21 protein-coding genes are annotated in these 20,774 nt (G+C 72.3%); 13 read left to right on the top strand and 8 right to left on the bottom strand.

The window, feature by feature from the left end:
- Positions 1-11: 11 nt before the first annotated feature.
- The gene (locus NBY69_RS26010; RefSeq protein WP_250303928.1) at positions 12-734 is read right to left on the bottom strand and encodes a ZIP family metal transporter; all 723 of its coding nucleotides are present in this window, start codon (positions 732-734) and stop codon (positions 12-14) included.
- An 82-nt stretch (positions 735-816) separates the two neighbouring features.
- Between NBY69_RS26010 and cobM the strand changes: the two genes are divergently transcribed.
- From cobM to cobC, 6 genes are read left to right on the top strand one after another with little or no spacing between them, the layout of a single operon-like run.
- A complete protein-coding gene (cobM, locus tag NBY69_RS26005) occupies positions 817-1,635 on the top strand; it encodes a precorrin-4 C(11)-methyltransferase (protein WP_250303926.1) in 819 nt (272 codons plus the stop codon).
- Positions 1,632-2,891, top strand: a complete 1,260-nt coding sequence (gene cbiE, locus NBY69_RS26000; protein WP_250303925.1) for a precorrin-6y C5,15-methyltransferase (decarboxylating) subunit CbiE — start codon at positions 1,632-1,634, stop codon at positions 2,889-2,891. Before cobM ends, cbiE begins: the two co-directional genes overlap by 4 nt.
- On the top strand, positions 2,888-4,600 hold the full coding sequence (cobJ, locus tag NBY69_RS25995) for a precorrin-3B C(17)-methyltransferase (RefSeq protein WP_250303924.1): 1,713 nt from the start codon (positions 2,888-2,890) through the stop codon (positions 4,598-4,600). Before cbiE ends, cobJ begins: the two co-directional genes overlap by 4 nt.
- Positions 4,597-5,169, top strand: coding sequence for a precorrin-8X methylmutase (locus NBY69_RS25990; RefSeq protein WP_250303923.1), 573 nt, complete (start codon positions 4,597-4,599; stop codon positions 5,167-5,169). The genes cobJ and NBY69_RS25990 overlap by 4 nt, the downstream gene beginning before the upstream one ends.
- Positions 5,166-6,068: a sirohydrochlorin chelatase gene (locus NBY69_RS25985; RefSeq protein WP_250303922.1), complete on the top strand. Its 903-nt coding sequence runs from the start codon at positions 5,166-5,168 to the stop codon at positions 6,066-6,068. The genes NBY69_RS25990 and NBY69_RS25985 overlap by 4 nt, the downstream gene beginning before the upstream one ends.
- Positions 6,052-7,122, top strand: coding sequence for an Rv2231c family pyridoxal phosphate-dependent protein CobC (cobC, locus tag NBY69_RS25980; protein ID WP_308409503.1), 1,071 nt, complete (start codon positions 6,052-6,054; stop codon positions 7,120-7,122). The genes NBY69_RS25985 and cobC overlap by 17 nt, the downstream gene beginning before the upstream one ends.
- Before the next feature lie 100 nt (positions 7,123-7,222).
- Here the strand turns inward: cobC and NBY69_RS25975 are convergent, their stop codons facing one another.
- Positions 7,223-8,179 (bottom strand): SCO1860 family LAETG-anchored protein, encoded by a 957-nt coding sequence (locus NBY69_RS25975; RefSeq protein WP_374211340.1) that lies wholly within the window; start codon positions 8,177-8,179, stop codon positions 7,223-7,225.
- 351 nt (positions 8,180-8,530) lie between these two features.
- The gene (locus NBY69_RS25970; RefSeq protein ID WP_250303919.1) at positions 8,531-9,616 is read right to left on the bottom strand and encodes an amidohydrolase family protein; all 1,086 of its coding nucleotides are present in this window, start codon (positions 9,614-9,616) and stop codon (positions 8,531-8,533) included.
- A 143-nt stretch (positions 9,617-9,759) separates the two neighbouring features.
- On the opposite strand from NBY69_RS25970, the gene NBY69_RS25965 reads away from it, so the two are divergent.
- The 5 genes from NBY69_RS25965 to thpD all read left to right on the top strand — a co-directional run bounded on the left by NBY69_RS25965 (position 9,760) and on the right by thpD (position 14,437).
- The gene (locus NBY69_RS25965; protein ID WP_250303918.1) at positions 9,760-10,866 is read left to right on the top strand and encodes an alanine--glyoxylate aminotransferase family protein; all 1,107 of its coding nucleotides are present in this window, start codon (positions 9,760-9,762) and stop codon (positions 10,864-10,866) included.
- Positions 10,867-11,263: 397 nt separating this feature from the next.
- The gene (ectA, locus tag NBY69_RS25960; RefSeq protein WP_250303917.1) at positions 11,264-11,794 is read left to right on the top strand and encodes a diaminobutyrate acetyltransferase; all 531 of its coding nucleotides are present in this window, start codon (positions 11,264-11,266) and stop codon (positions 11,792-11,794) included.
- Positions 11,795-11,823: 29 nt separating this feature from the next.
- A complete protein-coding gene (gene ectB, locus NBY69_RS25955; RefSeq protein WP_250303916.1) occupies positions 11,824-13,092 on the top strand; it encodes a diaminobutyrate--2-oxoglutarate transaminase in 1,269 nt (422 codons plus the stop codon).
- A gap of 38 nt (positions 13,093-13,130) precedes the next feature.
- The gene (locus NBY69_RS25950) at positions 13,131-13,529 is read left to right on the top strand and encodes an ectoine synthase (RefSeq protein ID WP_250303915.1); all 399 of its coding nucleotides are present in this window, start codon (positions 13,131-13,133) and stop codon (positions 13,527-13,529) included.
- 5 nt (positions 13,530-13,534) lie between these two features.
- Entirely contained in the window at positions 13,535-14,437 is a 903-nt protein-coding gene (thpD, locus tag NBY69_RS25945) for an ectoine hydroxylase (RefSeq protein ID WP_250303914.1), read from the top strand.
- Between the two features lie 127 nt (positions 14,438-14,564).
- On the opposite strand, the gene NBY69_RS25940 is transcribed toward thpD, so the two are convergent.
- From NBY69_RS25940 to NBY69_RS25920, 5 genes are all read right to left on the bottom strand, one after another.
- Entirely contained in the window at positions 14,565-15,617 is a 1,053-nt protein-coding gene (locus NBY69_RS25940) for an aminotransferase class V-fold PLP-dependent enzyme (RefSeq protein WP_250303913.1), read from the bottom strand.
- A gap of 289 nt (positions 15,618-15,906) precedes the next feature.
- Positions 15,907-16,629, bottom strand: a complete 723-nt coding sequence (locus NBY69_RS25935) for a DsbA family oxidoreductase (protein ID WP_250304053.1) — start codon at positions 16,627-16,629, stop codon at positions 15,907-15,909.
- Positions 16,630-16,679: 50 nt separating this feature from the next.
- The gene (locus NBY69_RS25930) at positions 16,680-17,198 is read right to left on the bottom strand and encodes a GNAT family N-acetyltransferase (protein WP_250303912.1); all 519 of its coding nucleotides are present in this window, start codon (positions 17,196-17,198) and stop codon (positions 16,680-16,682) included.
- A gap of 53 nt (positions 17,199-17,251) precedes the next feature.
- Complete coding sequence (locus NBY69_RS25925; protein WP_250303911.1) at positions 17,252-17,851, bottom strand: DUF1349 domain-containing protein; 600 nt, start codon at positions 17,849-17,851, stop codon at positions 17,252-17,254.
- Complete coding sequence (locus tag NBY69_RS25920) at positions 17,848-19,374, bottom strand: aldehyde dehydrogenase (NADP(+)) (protein ID WP_250303910.1); 1,527 nt, start codon at positions 19,372-19,374, stop codon at positions 17,848-17,850. Before NBY69_RS25920 ends, NBY69_RS25925 begins: the two co-directional genes overlap by 4 nt.
- 143 nt (positions 19,375-19,517) lie before the next feature.
- Here NBY69_RS25920 and NBY69_RS25915 point away from each other — a divergent pair, with 143 nt between their 5' ends.
- Both NBY69_RS25915 and NBY69_RS25910 read left to right on the top strand, forming a co-directional pair.
- Complete coding sequence (locus tag NBY69_RS25915) at positions 19,518-20,291, top strand: IclR family transcriptional regulator (protein WP_250303909.1); 774 nt, start codon at positions 19,518-19,520, stop codon at positions 20,289-20,291.
- A complete protein-coding gene (locus NBY69_RS25910; RefSeq protein WP_250303908.1) occupies positions 20,291-20,761 on the top strand; it encodes a GNAT family N-acetyltransferase in 471 nt (156 codons plus the stop codon). The genes NBY69_RS25915 and NBY69_RS25910 overlap by 1 nt, the downstream gene beginning before the upstream one ends.
- Positions 20,762-20,774: the final 13 nt, after the last annotated feature.

The raw sequence follows: 20,774 nt of genomic DNA, 5'->3' as shown, positions 1-20,774 counted from the left end.
CCCGTCCGGGCTCAGCCGGCGACGCCCACCACCAGCCAGATGAAGGCCACTCCCGCGACGGTGAACAGCAGCGTGGAGCGGGCCGGGTGGTCGTGGTGCGCCTCGGGGAGGATCTCGGCGGCGGCGAGATAGAGCAGTACGCCGCCGAAGAAGCCGAGATAGCAGCCGAGCGGTTGCTCCGGAAGGGTGAACAGCAGGGTGGAGGCGGCGCCCACGACGGGGGCCAGCGCGTCCGCGACGAGCATGGCGACCGCCTTGCGGCGCGCGTTCCCGTACAGGCTCGTCAGGGTGTACGTGTTGAAGCCGTCGGCGAAGTCGTGGGTGACCACGGCGATCGCCACGGCCGCGCCCATGCCGTCGCCCACCTGGAAGGCCGCGCCGATGGCGACGCCGTCCATCAGGCTGTGCCCGACCATCGCCGACGCGGCCGTGAGTCCCACCTGGGGCACCCGCTCCTCGCCCGCCCCGTGCGCGGCCTGGCGCACCGCGAGCAGCCGCTCCACCAGGTGGGCGACGAGGAACCCCGCGACGAACAGCAGCAGCGCCGCGGGCACCCCGAAGATCTCCCCGCCCGCCGCGTGCAGCGCCTCGGGCAGCAGGTCGAGCCCGACCACGCCGAGCATCAGCCCACCGGCCAGGCCCAGCACGAGATGGCGCCGGTCGGTGACGCGCTGCGCGGTCCAGCCGCCGACCAGCGTCATCAGGAACGCTCCGAACGCAACGAAGACCGCCATGGGCCCTTGCTAGCCCATGGCACCCCCATCCCGCGCGGCAACGCGTGATCCCGTGACCCCGTATCCGAGAGGACCCCATCCCATGGCCCCTGCCACCCCCGGCAAGGTGACCTTCGTCGGCGCCGGACCCGGCGCCGCCGATCTGCTGACCTTCCGTGCCGCTCGGGCCATCGCCGACGCCGACGTGGTGATCTGGGCGGCGAGCCTGGTGCAGGCCGAGGTCCTGGAACACGCCCGCGCGGGCGCGGAGATCCTGGACTCGGCGACGATGTCGCTGGAGGACGTCGTCGCGGTGTACGAGCGGGCGGTGCGGGACGGTCTGAAGGTCGCCCGTATCCACTCCGGCGACCCGGCCCTGTGGGGCGGCACCCAGGAGCAGCTCGACCGGTGCACGGCCCTGGGGCTCGACGTCGAGATCGTGCCCGGGGTCTCCGCCTTCTCCGCCGTCGCCGCGCTGGTACAGCGCGAGCTGACGATCCCGGAGGTCGCGCAGTCGGTGATCCTCACCCGGCTGGGCGGCGGCAAGACGCCGATGCCCGCGGGCGAGGAGGTGCGGGAGTTCGCCCGGCACGGCACGACGATGGCCGTCTTCCTGTCCGCGGCGCGTTCCGGGCAGCTGACCGCCGAGCTGCTGGAGGGCGGGTATCCGACGTCGACGCCGGTCGTCATCGCCTACCAGGCGACGTGGCCGGAGGAGCTGGTGCTGCGCTGCACCATCGAGACGCTGGAGGCCACGGTCAAGGAGCACAAGCTCTGGAAGCACACGCTGTTCCTGGTGGGCCCGGCCCTCTCCGCGTCGGGCACCCGCTCGCACCTCTACCACCCGGGGCACTTCCACGGCTTCCGCAAGGCCGATCCGGCGGCGCGCAGGTCTCTCCGCGCGCAGGGTGCCACGCCGTGATCACCGTGATCGGTACGGGCACCGGCGCACCCCCGGGCCCCGGCACCGGGGAGGCGCTGGCCGGTGCCACGCTCGTCGTCGGCGCCCGGCGCCATCTGGCCGCGGCCGGGCTGCCGCCCGGGGTGGAGTCGGTGGTGCTGGGGCCGCTCGCGCCCGCGCTGGACCAGGTGGCGGAGCACCGTACGGATCCCGCGGCCCGGGTGGTGGTGCTGGCCTCCGGCGACCCCGGTTTCTTCGGGATCGTGCGGGTGCTGGCGGAGCGCTTCGGGTCGAAATGTCTTGATGTGCGCCCTGGCGCCCCGTCCGTCGCGGTCGCCTTCGCGCGGATCGGGCTGCCCTGGGACGACGCGGTGGTGGTCAGCGCGCACGGCCGTGAGCTTCGGACCGCGGTGAACGTGTGTCTGGCGCACCCGAAGACGGCCGTGCTGACCGGTCCGGGGGCCGGGCCCGCCGAGATCGGGGCCGCGCTGGCCCGGACCGGCGTCCCGCGCACGCTCGTGGTGGCCTCCGCGCTCGGTGACCCGGCTGCCGAGTCCGTCGCGTGGCTGTCGCCCGAGGAGGCCGCCGCCAGGGACTGGCCGGACGCGGTGAGCGTGGTGCTCTGCGTGGACCGGGCACGGGCGCTCCCGCCCCGGCAGCTGACGGTGTCCGGTGGCCGGGCGGCGCCCACCCGCTGGGCCCTGGACGAGGGCGACTTCGTGCACCGCGACTCGATGATCACCAAGTTCGAGGTGCGGGCGCTGGCGCTGGCCAGGCTGGGTCCGCGCCCGGGTGATCTGGTGTGGGACATCGGAGCTGGGTCGGGGTCGGTGGCCGTGGAGTGCGCGCGGCTGGGATCCGCGGTGGTCGCCGTCGAGAAGACCCTCGACGGGATCCAGCGCATCCGGGCCAACGCGGCCCTGCACGAGGTGGACGTGCGGGCGGTGCACGGGGTCGCGCCGACGGTGCTGTCCCGACTCCCGGACCCCGACAGTGTGTTCATCGGCGGCGGGGGCCGTGATCTGCCCGCGGTCGTGACGGCGTGCGCCCGGCGTGCGCGCCGCACCGTGGTGGTGGCGCTGGCCGCGCTGGACCGGGTGCCCGCCGTGCGGGAGGCACTGACCGCCGCCGGGTACGCGCCCGACGGCGTACTCCTGCACTCCTCGCGGCTGGCGCCGCTGCCCGGCGACGTGACCCGCCTGGCGTCCACCAACCCCGTCTTCCTGCTGTGGGGCGACCGTCCCACGGAATCGGCGACCGAAGGAGCAACTCAGTGATCGGCCTCATCTCGGCCACGGCGGCGGGCGCTGTCGCGCGTGACCGGCTGGCCTCGGCCTGGCCCGGCCGCACCCGGGTCTACCAGGGACCGGTGCGGGAGGCCGTGCGGCGCGCCTTCGGCGAGTGCGAGCAGCTGGTGTGCTTCCTCGCCACGGGCGCTGTCGTCCGTCTGGTGGCCCCGCTGCTCGCGGACAAGACCACCGACCCCGGGGTGGTCTGCGTCGACGAGGGCTCGCGGTTCGCGGTGTCCCTGCTGGGCGGGCACGAGGGCGGTGCGAACGCGCTGGCGGCCGAGGTCGCCGATGTGCTGGGCGCCGCCCCGGTGGTGACGACGGCGACGGACGCCACGGACGTACCCGGGCTGGACACGCTGGGCCTCCCGGTGGAGGGCGCGGTGGCCGCGGTGACGCGCGCCGTGCTGGACGGTTCGCCGGTGTCGCTGCGGGCGGACGCGGTGTGGCCGCTGCCCGCGCTGCCGTCGAACGTGTCGGCTGCGACGACCGACGGCCCGGATGCTGCCTCGCTCCTGGTCACCGACCGGACGGTCGAACTCGGCCCGGCCGACGCGGTGTTGCGGCCCGCCTCGCTCGTGGTGGGCGTCGGTGCGTCCAGGGGCGCGTCCGTCGGCGAGGTGCTCGGGCTGATCGAGGACACCCTGCGGGAGGCCGGTCTGTCGCCGCTCAGCGTCGCCGAGCTGGCGACCGTGGACGCCAAGGCCGACGAGCCCGGGATCCTCGGAGCGGCCGAGCGGCTGGGTGTGCCGCTCCGTACCCACCCCGCGGACGTGCTCGCCGGGATCGAGGTGCCCAACCCGTCGGGCGCGCCGCTGGCCGCCGTCGGGACGCCGTCGGTCGCCGAGGCCGCCGCGCTCGCCGGTGGGGGCGAACTGCTCGTACCCAAGCGGAAGTCGGCGCCCGGGGGCCGGGCCGCGATGGCCACCTGCGCGGTGGCGCGCAGGGCGCCGCGCGGGCGGCTCGCCGTCGTCGGGCTCGGTCCCGGCGCCCGTGACCTGCTGACGCCACGCGCCCGCGACGAGCTGCGGCGGGCCTCGGTGCTGGTCGGGCTCGACCAGTACGTCGACCAGATCCGCGATCTGCTCAGGCCGGGCACCAGGGTCCTGGAGTCCGGGCTGGGCGCCGAGGAGGAGCGGGCCCGCACGGCCGTCGCCGAGGCGCGCGCCGGGCATGCCGTCGCGCTGATCGGCAGCGGCGACGCGGGAGTGTACGCGATGGCCTCGCCCGCGCTGGCCGAGGCGAGCGACGACATCGACGTGGTCGGGGTGCCGGGGGTCACGGCGGCGCTCGCCGCCGCCGCGATCCTGGGCGCGCCGCTCGGGCACGACCACGTCTCGATCAGCCTCTCGGACCTGCACACGCCGTGGGAGGTCATCGAGCGGCGGGTGCGGGCGGCGGCCGAGGCCGACCTCGTCGTCACCTTCTACAACCCGCGCAGCAGGGGCCGCGACTGGCAGCTCCCGAAGGCTCTGGCGGTGCTCGCCGGGCACCGCGCGCCGACGACGCCGGTGGGTGTCGTACGGAACGCCTCGCGCCCCGACGGGAGCAGCAGGCTGACGACGCTGGCCGAACTGGACCCGGCGACCGTCGACATGATGACGGTCGTGGTCGTCGGCAACACCGCGGCGCGCGAGATCGCGGGCCGCATGGTGACCCCGAGGGGTTACCGCTGGCAGACGGAGGCAGCACGGTGACCCGGTCCGTCCATCCGATCGAGCAGGAGTCGTTCCGCAGGCTCCGGGCCCGCCTCGACACCTCGCACCTCGGGCCGTTCACCCGGGCCGTCGTGGAGCGGGTGATCCACTCGGCGGCCGACCTGGCGTACGCCACCGACCTGGTCTGCGACGAGGCGTCCCTGGCTGCCGCCCACCGCGCGCTGCACGCGGGCGCCCCGGTCGTCGCCGACGTCCAGATGGTCGCCGCGGGCATCACGAAGCGCGAGACCGTGTGCCGGCTGAAGGAGGCCGTGTCCGGTCCGGGGCTGACCCGTTCCGCGCACGCCGTACGTCTCGCGTACGAACAGGTGGGCCCGGGGGCGATCTGGGTGATCGGCTGCGCGCCCACCGCACTCGAAGAGCTGCTGCTCATCGACGCGGCGCCGGCGCTCGTGATCGGTCTGCCCGTCGGCTTCGTCGGCGCCACCGAGTCCAAGGCCGCGCTGCGCGCCAGTGGACTGCCCGCCGTCAGCAATGTTTCCGAGAAGGGCGGGTCCGCGGTCGCGGCAGCCGCCCTCAACGCCCTGCTCTACAAGGAGATCGCGTGACCACCCCCGCACCCGCACTGCTCATCGCCGGCCACGGCACCAGGGACGAGGCGGGGGCCGATGCCTTCCGCGACTTCGTCAGGGAACTGGGCGCGCGCCACCCCGAACTCGTCGTCGGCGGCGGGTTCATCGAGCTGTCGCCGCCGCCGCTCGGCGACGCCGTGACGGAGCTCGTCGAGCGAGGAGTGAAGCGCTTCGCCGCCGTCCCGCTGATGCTGGTGTCGGCCGGGCACGCCAAGGGCGACATCCCCGCCGCGCTCGCCCGCGAGAAGGAACGCCACCCCGGCATCTCGTACACCTACGGACGCCCGCTGGGCCCGCACCCCGGTCTGCTGTCGGTGCTGGAGCGGCGCATCGACGAGGCGCGCGGCGACTGGGAACGGTCGGACGTGACGGTCCTGCTGGTGGGCCGCGGCTCCACCGACCCGGACGCCAACGCCGAGGTGCACAAGGCGGCGCGGCTGCTGTGGGAGGGACGCGGGTACGCCGGGGTGGAGACCGCTTTCGTCTCGCTCGCGGCGCCCGACGTGCCCTCGGGTCTCGACCGCTGTGTGCGGCTCGGGGCGGCGAAGGTCGTGGTGCTGCCGTACTTCCTCTTCACCGGGATACTCCCGGACCGGGTGCTGGCGCAGACCGGCGAGTGGGACGCCGCGCACCCGGCCACCGAGGTGCGGTCGGCGGCCGTCATCGGTCCCACCGAGGAGCTGATGGACCTGGTCATGGAGCGGTACCGGGAGGCCGTCGGAGGCGATCTGCGGATGAACTGCGACTCCTGCGTCTACCGGATCGCCCTGCCCGGATTCGAGGACAAGGTAGGACTTCCACAACAGCCCCACTTCCACCCTGATGACGAGGGGCACGACCATCACCACCATGGCAGTCATGCGCACACACACTGACGCACACGATCTGCGGCACCACGGGGACGCCGAGGTCCGGGACTGTGGTCCCGGGGGCCCCGGGGGCCTCACCGACCTCGCGGTCAATGTCAGGGCGGGCACTCCCCCGGACTGGCTCAGAGAACACATCGCCGGATCACTCTCCGGCCTCGCCTCCTACCCGGACGGCCGGGCCGCCAGAGCGGCGGTGGCCGCCCGGCACGGGCTGCCGGTGGAGCGGGTCCTGCTGACGGCGGGGGCCGCCGAGGCGTTCGTCCTGATCGCCCGCGCCCTGCCCGCGACCAGACCCGTGGTCGTCCACCCGCAGTTCACCGAACCCGAGGCGGCGCTGCGCGCCGCCGGGCACCGGGTGGAGCGGGTGCTGCTGCGCGAGGCGGACGGTTTCCGGCTCGATCCGGCGGCCGTTCCGGAGGCCGCGGATCTGGTGGTGGCCGGAAATCCGACCAACCCCACGTCCGTACTGCACCCGGCGGCGACGCTCGCCTCGCTGGCCGCCCCCGGGCGGACCCTGGTGGTGGACGAGGCGTTCATGGACGCGGTGCCCGACGAACGGGAGTCGCTGGCGGGACGTACGGACGTGCCGGGGCTGATCGTGCTGCGCAGCCTCACCAAGACCTGGGGCCTGGCGGGGCTGCGGATCGGCTACGTGCTGGCCGAGCCGGAGACCGTCGAACTGCTCGCACGGGCCCAGCCGTTGTGGCCGGTCTCGGCTCCGGCGCTCGCCGCCGCCGAGGCGTGCAGCGCGGCCCCGGCGCTCGCCGAGGCCGCGCTCGCGGCGCACGCGATCGCCGCGGACCGTGCTCATCTGCTGGCCGGGCTGGCGGAGTTCGACGAGGTGCGGGCGGTGGAGGCGGCCGAGGGCCCCTTCGTGCTGGTCCGGATGGAGCGGGCCGACGAGGTCCGGGAGCGGCTGCGCGGCCTCGGCTTCGCGGCTCGCCGGGGTGACACCTTCCCGGGGCTCGGACCCCGGTGGCTGCGCCTGGCCGTGCGCGACCGGGCCACCACCAACCGGTTCCTCCAGGCGCTCGACCAGGCGCTGACCTCCGTCGGCTGACAGCACCCCCCCTGGCGGGGGCCGTACGGGCCGGATCCCCCACGCGTCCCGTACAGCCCCCGCCCGGTCGTGTCAGGCCATGTAGGCCATGTAGGCCATGTCAGGCCTTGTTACGGCTGCGTCCGCGCGCCATCACGAGCGCGCCCCCGCCTGCCAGCACCAGGACCGCGGCGCCGCCCGCGATGTACGGCGTCATGGAACTGCCGCCGGTCTCCGCGAGGTTCTGCTTGGCCGGCTCGGTCGCCGGCTTCGGGTCGGCCGCGTTCTGGGCCGTCACCCCGGGGACGGGCTCGGCCCGGTGTCCGGTGGGGTGCGGGGTCGGGGCCGGTGCGGCCTTCGGCGACGTGCAGGTCGCCTGCGCGAGAGTGATCTCGCCCTGGACGTCTGCGACGTTCAGCTTCAGCGGGTTCACCGACACCTTCAGCCGCAGCGCGGTGGCCGCGGCCGTACGGGAGGTGGTGGCGGTCTTCGAGAGGTCGAGGGTCACGTCGCCGACGGCGGGCACATGGACCTCGGTCGTGCCACCGGCGGAGAGCGTGATCCGCTTGCCGAGCACCGTCACATGGCCGAGGACGTTCGACTCGGCCTTCGGCCGCTTGCCCGTCTCGCAGACGGCCTTCGACGTGACCTGCTCGACCTCGATCAGCGAGAGCAGCGGCAGCCCGGGGACATGGACGGACGCGCGGGCGATGTTGGCGTACCCCTCGGCACGGTGCTTGTCGGCGGTGGCTCTGGCCGTGGCGACGTCGGCGCGCAGCAGGCTGAAGGGGCGGCCCTGGTCGACTCCGTCCAACTTCGCGGTCAGCGCGGTCTTTTCGGCAGTCGCCGGGGCCCGCACCTCGTTGAGCGAGAGCGCGAGCGGCAGGTCGACGGTCTTGTTGAGCAGCGAGACGTCGAGCCCGGTACGGAGCACGACAGCGCTCGCCTTTCCGTCACTGCCGGTGGTCGCCTGCGCCGGGGCCGCGGCGAGGAGCGCCGCGGATCCTGCGGTCAGCGCGGCCACGACGAAGGCGGCGGCCGTGCGGCGTGCGGGCATACGGAAGGTATTGCTGTTCAAGGCGGTGGAACCCCCACAAGAGACATGACGTCGCCGGGGGCGCACCTCACGGGGACTTCGTGAGTGCGCCGGCGACCGAGACAGGGGAATCTTTACGCACTGAGGGTGAACGGGCAGCAACCCGACGTGAGTTCACTCCAAAGTGGCGTTTCCGCGCTCGTATTCGAATCTGGAGGCACGGGCGTTCCTGTCTGCCCCTTCTGTCACACCCCGGAGTGACGCACCGGCCGGTGCGGGGACACATGCCTGAAGCGGTACAACGAGAGGCGCGCGCATCGCGTCACGCCCTGGTCAACCTGACGCCGGGCCCTGACCGTTCGAGCCCCGGCCCTCAGGCGCGCACCCCGCCCGTCAGGCGCGCACCCGCCCGTCGAGCACCACCCGTCGCGGCGCCGCCAGCACCCGCACGTCCTCGCGCGGATCCTCGCCGTACACCACGAGGTCGGCGGGCGCCCCTTCGACGAGCCCCGGCCGCCCCAGCCACTCCCGCGCCCCCCAGGCCGCCGCGGAGAGCACATCGGCCACCGGAAGGCCCGCCTTCGCCAGCTCCGCCGCCTCTGCCGCGACCAGACCGTGCGGCAGGGAGCCGCCCGCGTCCGTACCGACATACACCGGGACGCCCGCGTCGAACGCGGCGCGCACCGTGTCGTAACGGCGCTCGTGCAGCCGCCTCATGTGCGCCGACCAGCGCGGGTACTTGGCGTCGCCGCCCGCGGCGAGCTGCGGGAAGGTGGCGATGTTGACCAGTGTCGGGACGATCGCGACGCCCCGTTCGGCGAACAGCGGGATCGTCTCCTCGGTCAGCCCGGTGGCGTGCTCGATACAGTCGATCCCGGCCTCCACGAGATCCCGCAGCGAGTCCTCGGCGAAGCAGTGCGCGGTGACCCGGGCGCCGAGCCGGTGCGCCTCCGCGATCGCCGCCTCCACCTCGCCGCGCGGCCAACAGGCCGACAGGTCACCGGTCTCCCGGTCGATCCAGTCCCCGACGAGTTTGACCCAGCCGTCGCCCGCGCGCGCCTCCCTGCCGACGTACTCGACCAGGTCCCCCGGCTCGATCTCATGGGCGAAGCCCCGGATGTAGCGACGGGTGCGCGCGATGTGCCGGCCCGCGCGGATGATCTTCGGGAGGTCGTCGCGGTCGTCGATCCAGTGGGTGTCGGACGGCGAGCCCGCGTCGCGCAGCAGCAGCGCCCCGGCCTCCCGCTCGGTCAGCGCCTGCTTCTCGGTGGTCGCCTCGTCGACCGCGCCGTGCGGGCCGAGCCCGACGTGGCAGTGGGCGTCGACCAGACCGGGCAGCACCCACCCCTCCACGGTGACCGCTTCGGCGGCCGGGCGCACATACGTGATCCGGCCGCCGACCACCCACAACTCGTCCCGGACCTCCTCCGGCCCGACGAGCACCCGCCCCTTCACATGCAGCACCGCGTGATCGCTCATGCGCCGAGCCTAGGACGACGCCGGTCGGCGCCGCCGCCCGCCTCCCACCCGGCGCGCTCGCCGATCCGGCCCGGTATCCGCCCGGACCCCCCTCAGTACCATCGGACCGGCAGCCCGAACGTACTCGCGAAGAGAGCACCACCGTGACCCATCCTTTCCTGGACCTCGCCCCGCTCACCCCCGCCCGGTTCGCGGCGATCGAGCGGCAGGTCGGCGCGCTGCTCGACACCCGGCAGGATGTCGTGATCATGCAGGGCGAGGCGCTGCTCCCCCTGGAGGGCTGCATCCGTTCCGGAGCCCGGCCCGGCTCGACCGCGCTGAACGTGATCACAGGTCCGTACGGCCAGACCTTCGGCAACTGGCTGCGCGACTGCGGGGTGACCGTGGTCGATCTGGCCGTGCCCTTCCACAGCGCGGTCACCGCGGAGCAGGTGCGCGAAGCCCTCGCGGCCCGGCCGGAGATCGACTTCGTCTCGCTCGTACACGCCGAGGCGGCGACCGGCAACACCAACCCGGTCGCGGAGATCGGTGAGGTCGTCAGGGCCCACGGAGCGCTCTTCATGCTCGACGCGGTCGCCTCGGTGGGTGCGGAGCCGTTGCTGCCCGACGCCTGGGGCGTGGATCTCTGCGTGATCGGCGCCCAGAAGGGCATGGGCGGCCCCGCCGGGGTCTCGGCGGTGGCGGTGAGCGGGCGTGCCTGGCAGCGGTTCGCGGAGAACCCGCAGGCCCCGCGCCGCTCGTACCTCTCGCTCCTGGACTGGAAGGAGCGCTGGATCGACAGTGGCCGCAAGGCGCTGCCGCACGCTCCGGCGCAGCTGGAGATGCTGGCGCTGCAGGCGTGCCTGGAGCGGATCGAGTCGGAGGGCCCGGCCTCGGTGATGGACCGGCACGCGCGGGCGGCCTCGGCCACCCGGGCCGGTGCGCTCGCCCTGGGCGGCGGTCTCGCGCCGTACGTCCACGAGGCCCGGGACGCGGCCCCGGTCGCCACCACACTGCGCACGCCGGCCGGGGTCGACGCCTCGGAACTGGTCGCGAAGGCGCTGGCCGCCGATCCGACGCTGCCGCTGATCGCGGGCGGCGGGGCGCTGGCGAAGGAGATGATCCGAATCAATCACTACGGCCCGGACGCCACCCAGGGAGTGGTGCACTCCTCGCTCGCCGCACTGGGTGCCGCACTGGGCGGCACGGGGGCGACCGTCGATCTGGAGGCGGCCCGCAGCGCGGTCTCCGCGGCCTGGCAGAGCGCCTGAGACCCGTCCGGTCCGTGCCCCGGGTCACGCCCGGGGCGCGGCTTGGGCGTGGCTTGGGCGCGCCTTTAACGGAATTCTATTGGCCGAGAATTGAACAATACGTAATTCTAACGTTTATCAGTACAGCTTCCCGTTTTCTTCTGCCCGCTTTCCGGGACCCTAAACACTGTATTTTCAACAAGTTCGACTAGCGTAATTCAGACACGTCTCGCGACAGTTACACACATGTGACCGACCCCACAATGGGGTCACTTTGACCAATTATTCCACCACAAATCACCCATATTCGCGACCGGAGCGGCCCAGACCCGCGCCCGCGCGATAACACCGGTCAGGGCATTTGGCCAACCCTGCGCCCGAATGCATTTTTTGAATTTGCTGGGTAAATTTTGCAGACATGACCGCCGCGCAAGAAGACCTTGTACGTGCCCGTAGCGAATTCCACGAGATAGACACTCCACGAGTGGAGGACGGGGCCGCGATCTGGCGTATTGCCCGCGACTCCGAGGTTCTCGACCTCAACTCCTCGTACAGCTACCTGCTGTGGTGTCGTGACTTCGCAGCGACCTCCGTGGTGGCGCGCGACTCCGCGGGCGAGCCCATCGGCTTCGTCACCGGCTACGCGCGTCCCAGCCGCCCCGAGGCCCTGGTGGTCTGGCAGGTGGCCGTCGACCGGGCCCACCGTGGCCACGGCCTCGCCGGACTGATGCTGGACGCGTTGACCGCCAAGGTCACCGCCGACGGCCGGGTCCGGGAGATAGAGACCACCGTCGCCCCGGACAACTCCGCCTCCGACCGGCTCTTCCGCTCGTACGCGGAGCGGCACGGAGCATCCCTGGAACGTGAAGTGCTCTTCGACGGCGGACTGTTTCCCGAAGGGACGCACCAGCCGGAAGTGCTGTACCGCATCAGCCCCGTCTCGGCCTGACTGACATCCCTCATCCCAGGAGATCTGCTGTGACCATCACCCCGCCTGCCCTCAGTGTCTTCGAGACCCTTGAGTCGGAAGTGCGCAGTTACTGCCGCAGCTGGCCCGCCGTGTTCGACCACGCGCAGGGCAGCTACCTCCACGACGAGGACGGCCACACCTACCTCGACTTCTTCGCCGGTGCCGGAGCGCTCAACTACGGCCACAACAACCCGGTACTGAAGCGCGCGCTGATCGACTACATCGAGCGCGACGGCATCACCCACGGCCTGGACATGGCCACCACGGCCAAACGCGCGTTCCTGGAGACCTTCCAGAACGTGATCCTGCGCCCGCGTGACCTGCCGTACAAGGTGATGTTCCCCGGCCCGACGGGCACCAACGCAGTCGAGTCGGCGCTGAAGCTGGCCCGCAAGGTGAAGGGCCGCGAGTCCGTCGTCTCGTTCACCAACGCCTTCCACGGCATGTCGCTGGGCTCGCTCGCCGTCACCGGCAACGCCTTCAAGCGGGCCGGCGCCGGTATCCCGCTGGTCCACGGCACGCCGATGCCGTTCGACAACTACTTCGAGGGCCAGGTCCCGGACTTCCTGTGGTTCGAGCGGCTGCTCGACGACCAGGGCTCCGGTCTGAACAAGCCCGCCGCGGTGATCGTCGAGACCGTCCAGGGCGAGGGCGGCATCAATGTCGCCCGCGCCGAGTGGCTGCGGGAGCTCCAGGAGCTCTGCCGCCGCCAGGACATGCTGCTGATCGTCGACGACATCCAGATGGGCTGCGGCCGTACCGGCAGCTTCTTCTCCTTCGAGGAGGCCGGGATCACCCCGGACATCGTCACGCTGTCGAAGTCCATCAGCGGCTACGGGCTGCCCATGTCGCTCTGCCTGTTCAAGGGCGAGCTGGACGTGTGGGAGCCGGGCGAGCACAACGGCACCTTCCGCGGCAACAACCCCGCGTTCGTCACCGCCACCGCCACACTCGACACGTACTGGGCCGACGGCCAGATGGAGCGGCAGACCCTCGCCCGCGGCGAGCAGGTCGAGCGCGCGCTGCTCGCCCTCGTCGAGGAGAACGACAGAGCCGGGGTGAGCTTCCGCGGACGCGGGCTGGTCTGGGGCATCGAGTTCCAGGAGAAGGCGCGCGCGACCGCCGTCTGCCGCCGCGCCTTCGAGCTCGGTCTGCTCCTGGAGACCTCGGGTCCCGAGAGCGAGGTGGTGAAGCTGCTGCCGCCGCTGACCATCTCCGCCGAAGAACTGGACGAGGGTCTGAGCACGCTGGCCCGCTCCGTCCGCGAGACCGCCTGACACGACAGCACCCGTAGCACAGAAAGGTTCAACTCACCGTGATTGTCCGATCGTTCAAGGATGTCGAGGGAACCGACCGGCACATCAGGTCCAAGTCCGGGACCTGGGAGAGCAAGCGCATCGTGCTCGCCAAGGAGCAGGTCGGCTTCTCGCTCCACGAGACCATCCTGTACGCGGGGACCGAGACGTCGATGTGGTACGCGAACCACATCGAGGCCGTGCTCTGCACCAAGGGCGAGGCCGAGCTCACCAACGACGACACCGGCGAGGTCCACTGGATCGAGCCCGGCACCATGTATCTGCTCAACGGGCACGAGAAGCACACCCTGCGTCCGAGGACCGACTTCCACTGTGTCTGCGTGTTCAACCCGCCCGTCACCGGACGGGAGGACCACGATGAGAACGGCGTCTACCCGCTGCTGACCGAGGAGGCCTGACCGCCATGACCGACGTACTGACCAATATCCGGGCGGATCTCTATCCGACCCGTGGTACGAGTGAAGTGACCACACCCCGCCAGGACCCGGTGGTCTGGTCGCGGCCCGGAGCCGCGGGGCCGGTCACCGGGCCCGAGCTCCAGGGCTTCGAGCGGGACGGGTTCCTCACCGTCGACCAGCTGCTCAGGGACGACGAAGTGCCGCTCTACCGCGCCGAACTGGACCGGCTGATCGCCGATCCGGACGTCCGCGCGGACGAGCGGTCCATCATCGAGCCGCAGTCGCAGGACGTCCGGTCGGTCTTCGAGGTGCACAAGCTGAGCGAGGTCTTCGCCCGGCTGGTGCGGGACGAACGGCTGGTGGGCCGGGCCCGGCAGATCCTCGGCTCGGACGTCTACGTCCACCAGTCCCGGATCAACGTCAAGCCGGGATTCGGCGCCAGTGGCTTCTACTGGCACTCGGACTTCGAGACCTGGCACGCCGAGGACGGTCTGGCCAACATGCGGGCCGTGTCGGTCTCGATCGCGCTGACCGAGAACTTCGACACCAACGGCGGCTTGATGATCATGCCGGGTTCGCACCAGCACTTCCTGGGGTGCGCGGGCGCGACGCCGAAGGACAACTACAAGAAGTCGCTCCAGATGCAGGACGCGGGCACCCCGTCGGACGCGGCACTGACGCGGATGGCGGACGCCCACGGCATCAGGCTCTTCACGGGCCGGGCCGGTTCAGCGACCTGGTTCGACTGCAACTGCATGCACGGCTCGGGCGACAACATCACGCCGTACGCGCGCAGCAACGTCTTCATCGTCTTCAACAGCGTGGAGAACGCGGCGGTGGAGCCGTTCGCGGCTCCTGTCCGGCGCCCGGAGTTCATCGGGGCACGGGACTTCACGCCGGTGAAGTGAGCCGACGTGCATGAAGAGGGGGACGGCACCGGGTGCCGTCCCCCTCTCCTGCGTCAGCCGCCGAGCGCGGGATGGTCCGTGCAGCCGCGGCAGCACTGATCCCGTACCGCTCCGGGCGCCCCGGCGGTCAGCCGGCGAGGACGTCCAGCAGCCGGTCGACGTCGGCTGCCGTGTTGTAGAGGTGGAAGGCGGCGCGCAGATTGCCCGCGCGGTCGGAGAGCGCGACGCCCGCCCGGCCGAGCTCCTCCTGGCGGTGGCCGAGCCCCGGCACCGAGACGATCGCCGAGCCGGGGGCGGCGACGAACTGCTGCCCCGTGCGGTCGAGGCCCGCCCGGAACCGGTCGGCGAGCGCGACGTCGTGACGCCCGATCACGGCGGGGCCGATCTCCTCGATCAACGCGAGGGAGTGCCGCGCCCCGGTGTACGAGAAAAGGGCCGGGCTCTCGTCGAACCGCCGTGCGGAGTGGGCGAGTTCGGCCACCGGCCCGTAACAGCTGTCCCAGGGCTCCTCCCCCGCGACCCAGCCCGCGAAGACCGGGGTCAGCCCACCCAGGTCCTCGGGGACCACCAGGAAGGTGACTCCGCGCGGGCAGGTCAGCCATTTGAAGGCGACGGCCACCGTGTAGTCGTCCTCGGCGGCGGTGAGCGGCAGCCAGCCCGCCGACTGCGAGGCGTCCACGAGGGTACGGGCGCCGTGGGCGCGGGCGGCGGCCCGGACCGCGGCGAGATCGGCGAGCCGCCCGTCGGCCGACTGCACGGCGCTGACCGCGACGAGCGCGGTTTCCGGGCGTACCGCGTCCGCCAGCGACTCCAGCGGCACACTGCGCACCTTGAGGTCGCCCCGTACGACGAAGGGGTTCACCAGCGAGCTGAACTCCCCCTCGGCGACCAGGACTTCGGCCCCCTCGGAGAGCGAGGCGGCGATCAGTCCCGCGTAGACGGCGACGGAAGCCCCGGCCGCCACCCGGGACACCGGGACTCCGGCGAGCCGGGCGAAGGAGGCGCGGGAGGCCTCCACATCGGCGAACATGTCGGGCGGGCTGCCCACGGAGGCCGCCGTCACCGCCGCGTGCATCGCGGCGACGGTACGGGCCGGGAGCAGCCCGGTGCTCGCGGTGTTCAGATAGGTCGTCCGAGGCGCGAATTCCACGCCTGCCAAGGTCTCTGCCGAGGTCTCCATGGGCACCACTCTGCGGCCCCGGCGGCTCTCCGTCCATCGCGAAGAGCCGCCGGGTACCGCGAAGGGACGCCTAAGGGCTGTCCCGTAATTCCTGGTGGATCAGTGCACGGCGTCAGATGCGGTGCATCGCAAGGCGGAGGGGCGCCCGAATACTGGATGTATTCGGGCGTTCCGACAACGCCGCGAGGTGCCGTAGCTGTCGTCGTGCGCCCGCCAGGAATTACGGGACAGCCCTTAGCCTCTCGTTTGGATCACGCCGGGCTCGCGGGGTGATCCAAACGAAAGACCCCTATGCCTGGCCGCCGGTCTGCGGAACGTCGCACCCGTCCGGCCCGCAGACCTCGCCGTCCCCGCTGACCGCCGTCAGCCGGGGCTTGGCGTCCCAGGCCTGGCCGAGCGCCTGGGTGAAGACCTCGGCGGGCTGGGCGCCGGAGACGCCGAAGGCGCGGTCGAGTACGAAGAACGGCACGCCGTTCGCGCCCAGTTCGGCCGCCTCGCGCTCGTCGTCCCGTACCGCGTCGGCGTACGCGGTGGGGTCGGCCAGCACCGTGCGGGCCGCGCCGGCGTCGAGGCCCGCTTCGGCGGCGAGCTCCACCAGGTGCTCGTCGCTTCCGAAGACGGACTGCTCGTCGGCGAAGTTCGCCCGGTAGAGCAGCCCGATCAGCTCGTCCTGGCGGCCCTGTTCCTTGGCGAAGTGCAGCAGCCGGTGCATGTCGAAGGTGTTCCCGTGGTCACGGCCCTCGGTGCGGTAGCCGAGCCCCTCGGCTCCGGCGTTGGCGGCGATGTTGTTCTCGGCCTCCTGGGCCTGCTCCGCGGTGAGCCCGTACTTCTTGCCGAGCATCTCGATCACGGGGGCGGCGTCGCCCTTCGCGCGGCCCGGGTCGAGCTCGAAGGAACGGTGCACCACCTCGACCTGGTCCCGGTGCGGGAAGGCGGCCAGCGCCTTCTCGAACCGCGCCTTGCCCACGTAGCACCAGGGGCAGGCGATGTCGCTCCAGATCTCGACGCGCATGTTCTTCATCTCTCCAGGATCGTGACGCGCGGGAGGCCCCGCGCACCTGGTCAACGTGGCGGGGTACCGGCGCATTCCCCGGCGCTCCCGGCGGCCGGGACGGTCAGCAGCATCGTGATGTGGTCGTCGCCGGGTCCCCGGAGCACGGTGGCGTCCTGCTGCCAGCCGTGCCGGGTGTAGAAGCGCTGGGCGCGCAGATTGTGCTCGAACACGGTGAGCCGCGCCCCGGGCACTCCGGTCTGCTGCCAGGCGGTCACCACCGCGGTGTGCAGGGCGCTGCCGATGCCCTTGCCCCAGCGCGCCGGAGCGACATGGAACTGGGTGAGGGTCATGGCCCCGTCGATGACGCGGAAGGCCGCGACCCCGGAGACGACACCCCCGTCCTCCGCGCAGAGCACACCGCCGTCCTGCCGCGCCACGGCCCGGACCCAGCCCTCGCGGACCTGGGACAGCACGTCGGGGCCCGCGTACTCGGCCACCGGGAGGTGCCCCTCGTAGTACGTCGCGCGGGCGGCAGCGTGAAAGGTGGCGATCGTGTCGATGTCTTCGGGACCAGCAATTCGGATCATGAGGGGAAGGACGCGGGCGGCCGGGGCACAGTTGCAGCCCGGCCGCCCGCGCGTCAGCTGCCGTCGCGCAGCCCCTTGGGCGCGTACGCCCGGTACGCGACGGAGTCGAAGGTCACCGCGCAGCCGTCGGCCTCCGGCGACTGCGCCAGGAAGCCGATCCGGGCGGCTGCGGCGTCACCGAGCGCGAAGACCCGGACGAACGTCCAGCGCTCACCGTCCGGCGACGCGTGGAAGGCGAACGCACTGCCCGTGCGGCTGATCCGCAGCCAGACACTGTCGCCCTCCACCACCGAGGAGTTGACGTCGTCGGAGTACCCACGGGTCACGACCGAGCAGATCGTGGGGGTGTCCGGGGAGAGTTCGAGGCAGAGCTTGGCCCACTCGCGGTCGCCCACGTGCAGGTAGAGGGCGCCCGCGTCGCCCGCGCCGACGAAACCGACCGCCACTCTGGCGATCAGCTGGAAGTCGCCCGGCGGCGGCGTGCCGAGCAGCCGGGGCGCGTCGGACGCGGGATCCAGGGAGTCGCCCGCCGGTGGTACGAACAGGTCCTGGCGCGCTCCCGCACGGACCGAGAGCACCCCTGAGCCGTACGACCAGGGGGCCTGCGGGCCGTACGGGCTCAGCGGGAAGGGCAGTTCCGGGAGCCGGTTCATTCCGGCAGCCCGTTGATGCGCCGCGGCAGGCCCAGCGGGTTGGCCTCGCGCAGTTCCGGCGGGAGCAGCGCCTCCGGCGTCGTCTGGTACACGACCGGGCGCAGCCAGCGCTCGATCGCGGTGCCGCCGACCGAGGTGGAGGTGGAGGTGGAGGCCGGGTAGGGGCCGCCGTGGTGCTGTGCGGGGGCGACCGCGACGCCGGTCGGCCAGCCGTTGACCAGGACACGCCCGGCGAGCGGGGTGAGTTCGGCGAGCAGCGCGGCGGCGCCGCCTTCGCCGGCGGCCTCGGCGGCGGACACCTGGAGGGTCGCCGTCAGGTTGCCGGGGAGCCGGGAGAGCACCGCGGCGATCTCGTCGGCCGATTCGTAGCGGGCGACGACCGTCACCGGGCCGAAGCACTCTTCGAGGAGCAGGTCGTGCTCGCCGTCCGCGGCGAGCAGCGCGGCGGGCAGCGTCAGGAAGCCCGCGCTCACGGTGTGGTCGCTGCCCGCGCCGGGGGTGACCGGTGCGTCGACCCCGGTGAGCGCGGCCCGTTCGCGTACCCCCGCGAGGAAGTTGTCGCGCATCCGGTGGTCGAGGAGGACTCCGGCTTCGCTGTCGCTGACCGCGTCGGTCAGCGCCTTCACGAGGGTGTCACCGGCCGCTCCGCCGGGGACGAGGACGAAGCCGGGCTTCACGCAGAACTGGCCGACGCCCTGGGTGACGGAGCCCGCGAGGCCGGCGCCGATCTCCTCGGCGCGCTCGGCAGCCGCGGCCTCGGTCACCACGACCGGGTTGAGCGAGCCGAGCTCGCCGTGGAAGGGGATCGGCACGGGCCTGGCGGCTGCCGCGTCGAAGAGGGCCCGGCCGCCCCGTACCGAGCCGGTGAAGCCGGCGGCGGCGACCAGCGGGTGCTTGACCAGCGCGACACCGGCGTCGAAGCCGTGCACCACGGAGATCACCGCGGCGGGCAGTCCGACCTGCTCGGCGGCCCGGTGCAGCACGGCGACGCACAGTTCGGAGGTGGCGGGGTGGTCCGGGTGGGCCTTGACCACGACCGGGCAGCCGGCCGCGAGCGCGCTCGCGGTGTCCCCGCCGGGTACCGAGAAGGCCAGCGGGAAGTTGCTCGCCGCGTAGACCGCGACGACTCCCAGCGGCAGCTTGTACCGGCGCAGGTCGGGCCGGGGCGGTATGGCGCCGGGGTCCGGGTGGTCGATGCGGATGTCGAGGAAGAAGCCTTCGTCGATGACGTCGGCGAAGGCCCTGAACTGGGCCGTGGTGCGGGCGAGTTCGCCCGTGAGCCGGCCGGGGCCGAGCGCGCTCTCCGCGTCGGCCGCCTCGATGACCTGCGGCGCCGCTTCGTCGAGCAGGTCGGCGGCGGTGCGCAGCAGCGCGGCCCGTACCCTACGGTCGGCGAGCGTCGCACGCACGGCGTGGGCGGCGCGGACCGCCTGGTCCACCTCACCCGCCGTGGCCTCCAGCGCGACCTGTTCGCGCTGCTTCCCGGTTCGGGGGTCGACACTCCAGACTGGTGTTGCTGCCACCGCGAACGTCCTTCCAGATCCACTGCCGCACAGCATGACTTGTTCGGTAAAGTTGTTCGGTATTCTGAACACAGTTCCAGATCATGAACTCTCCTGGAACTCTAATAACGCGCGTTCAGCATTGACAAGAGGGGCAGGGTCGAATGTCGACTGCCGAGACAGCAGGTGGGGCGCAGGTCAAGTCCGCGGTGCGGACGGTCGAGTTGCTGGAGTACTTCGCCGGGCGGCCCGGCATGCACTCCCTGGCGGCCGTCCAGGAGGCGGTCGGCTACCCCAAATCCAGCCTCTACATGCTGCTGCGCACCCTGGTGGAGCTGGGCTGGGTGGAGACCGACGCGACCGGCACGCGGTACGGCATCGGCGTACGCGCCCTGCTCGTCGGCACGTCGTACATCGACGGCGACGAGGTCGTGGCGGCGGCCCGCGCCACCCTGGACCGGCTCTCCGACGACACCACGGAGACCATCCACCTCGCCCGCCTCGACGGCACGAACGTCGTCTACCTCGCCACCCGCCAGTCGCAGCACTATCTGCGCCCGTTCACCCGCGTCGGCCGCCGACTGCCCGCCCACTCGACGTCGCTGGGCAAGGCGCTGCTCGCCACCCACAGCGACGAGCAGGTCCGCAAGATGCTGCCGGAGACCATGGCGCAGCTGACCGAGCACACGATCACCGACCGCGAGAAGCTCATCGAGGAACTGCACCTCATCCGCGAGCAGGGGTACGCGGTCGACCGCGAGGAGAACACCCTGGGGCTGCGCTGCTTCGGCGTCGCGATCCCGTACCGCACCCCGGCGCGCGACGCGATCAGCTGCTCGGTACCGGTCGCCCGGCTCACCCCGGCGCACGAGCAGATGGTCAAGGACGCACTCTTCGACGCCCGCGACCGGCTGACCCTCGCCACCCGGAGGCTCTGATGGACATCGTCCTGCGCGCGGTCGAGGACGCGGACCTGCCGGTGATCTTCGCGCACATGAGCGACCCCGTCTCGAACCATATGGCGGCCTTCACCTGCGAGGACCCCACGGACCGGGCGTACTTCGACGCGCACTGGAAGCGGATCCGCGCCTCGGACGCCGTCCTGCGTACCGTGCTCGCCGACGGTGCGGTCGTCGGCCACACCGCGGTGTACGGGCCGCCCGAGGAGCGCTCGGTCACCTACACGATCGGGCGGGCCCACTGGGGCAGGGGCCTCGCGACCGCCGCGCTGCGCGCGCTGCTCGCCCTGGTCCCCGAGCGGCCCCTGTACGCCCGCGCCGCCGCCGACAACCCGGGCTCGGCCCGGGTGCTGGAGAAGTGCGGTTTCGTCGTCACCGGCCGGAACCGGGACTTCGCGCACTCCCGCGGGGCGGAGACCGACGAGCTGCTGTTCACCCTGCCGGGATGAGACCTGCCGGGAC

Source organism: Streptomyces sp. A 4/2 (assembly GCF_940670765.1).
In the GTDB taxonomy this organism is placed as follows: domain Bacteria; phylum Actinomycetota; class Actinomycetes; order Streptomycetales; family Streptomycetaceae; genus Streptomyces.
This window is presented reverse-complemented; position numbering and strand designations above follow the sequence as displayed.

Coding starts and splice junctions, on each gene's coding strand:
- cobM (WP_250303926.1), top strand. CDS start 817: ATGGCCCCTGCCACCCCCGGCAAGGTGACCTTCGTCGGCGCCGGACCC.
- NBY69_RS25970 (WP_250303919.1), bottom strand. CDS start 9,616: ATGAGCGATCACGCGGTGCTGCATGTGAAGGGGCGGGTGCTCGTCGGG.
- NBY69_RS25915 (WP_250303909.1), top strand. CDS start 19,518: ATGTCGACTGCCGAGACAGCAGGTGGGGCGCAGGTCAAGTCCGCGGTG.
- NBY69_RS25930 (WP_250303912.1), bottom strand. CDS start 17,198: ATGATCCGAATTGCTGGTCCCGAAGACATCGACACGATCGCCACCTTT.
- thpD (WP_250303914.1), top strand. CDS start 13,535: ATGACCGACGTACTGACCAATATCCGGGCGGATCTCTATCCGACCCGT.
- NBY69_RS26010 (WP_250303928.1), bottom strand. CDS start 734: ATGGCGGTCTTCGTTGCGTTCGGAGCGTTCCTGATGACGCTGGTCGGC.
- NBY69_RS25910 (WP_250303908.1), top strand. CDS start 20,291: ATGGACATCGTCCTGCGCGCGGTCGAGGACGCGGACCTGCCGGTGATC.
- ectA (WP_250303917.1), top strand. CDS start 11,264: ATGACCGCCGCGCAAGAAGACCTTGTACGTGCCCGTAGCGAATTCCAC.
- NBY69_RS25940 (WP_250303913.1), bottom strand. CDS start 15,617: ATGGAGACCTCGGCAGAGACCTTGGCAGGCGTGGAATTCGCGCCTCGG.
- cobC (WP_308409503.1), top strand. CDS start 6,052: ATGCGCACACACACTGACGCACACGATCTGCGGCACCACGGGGACGCC.
- NBY69_RS25925 (WP_250303911.1), bottom strand. CDS start 17,851: ATGAACCGGCTCCCGGAACTGCCCTTCCCGCTGAGCCCGTACGGCCCG.
- NBY69_RS25935 (WP_250304053.1), bottom strand. CDS start 16,629: ATGCGCGTCGAGATCTGGAGCGACATCGCCTGCCCCTGGTGCTACGTG.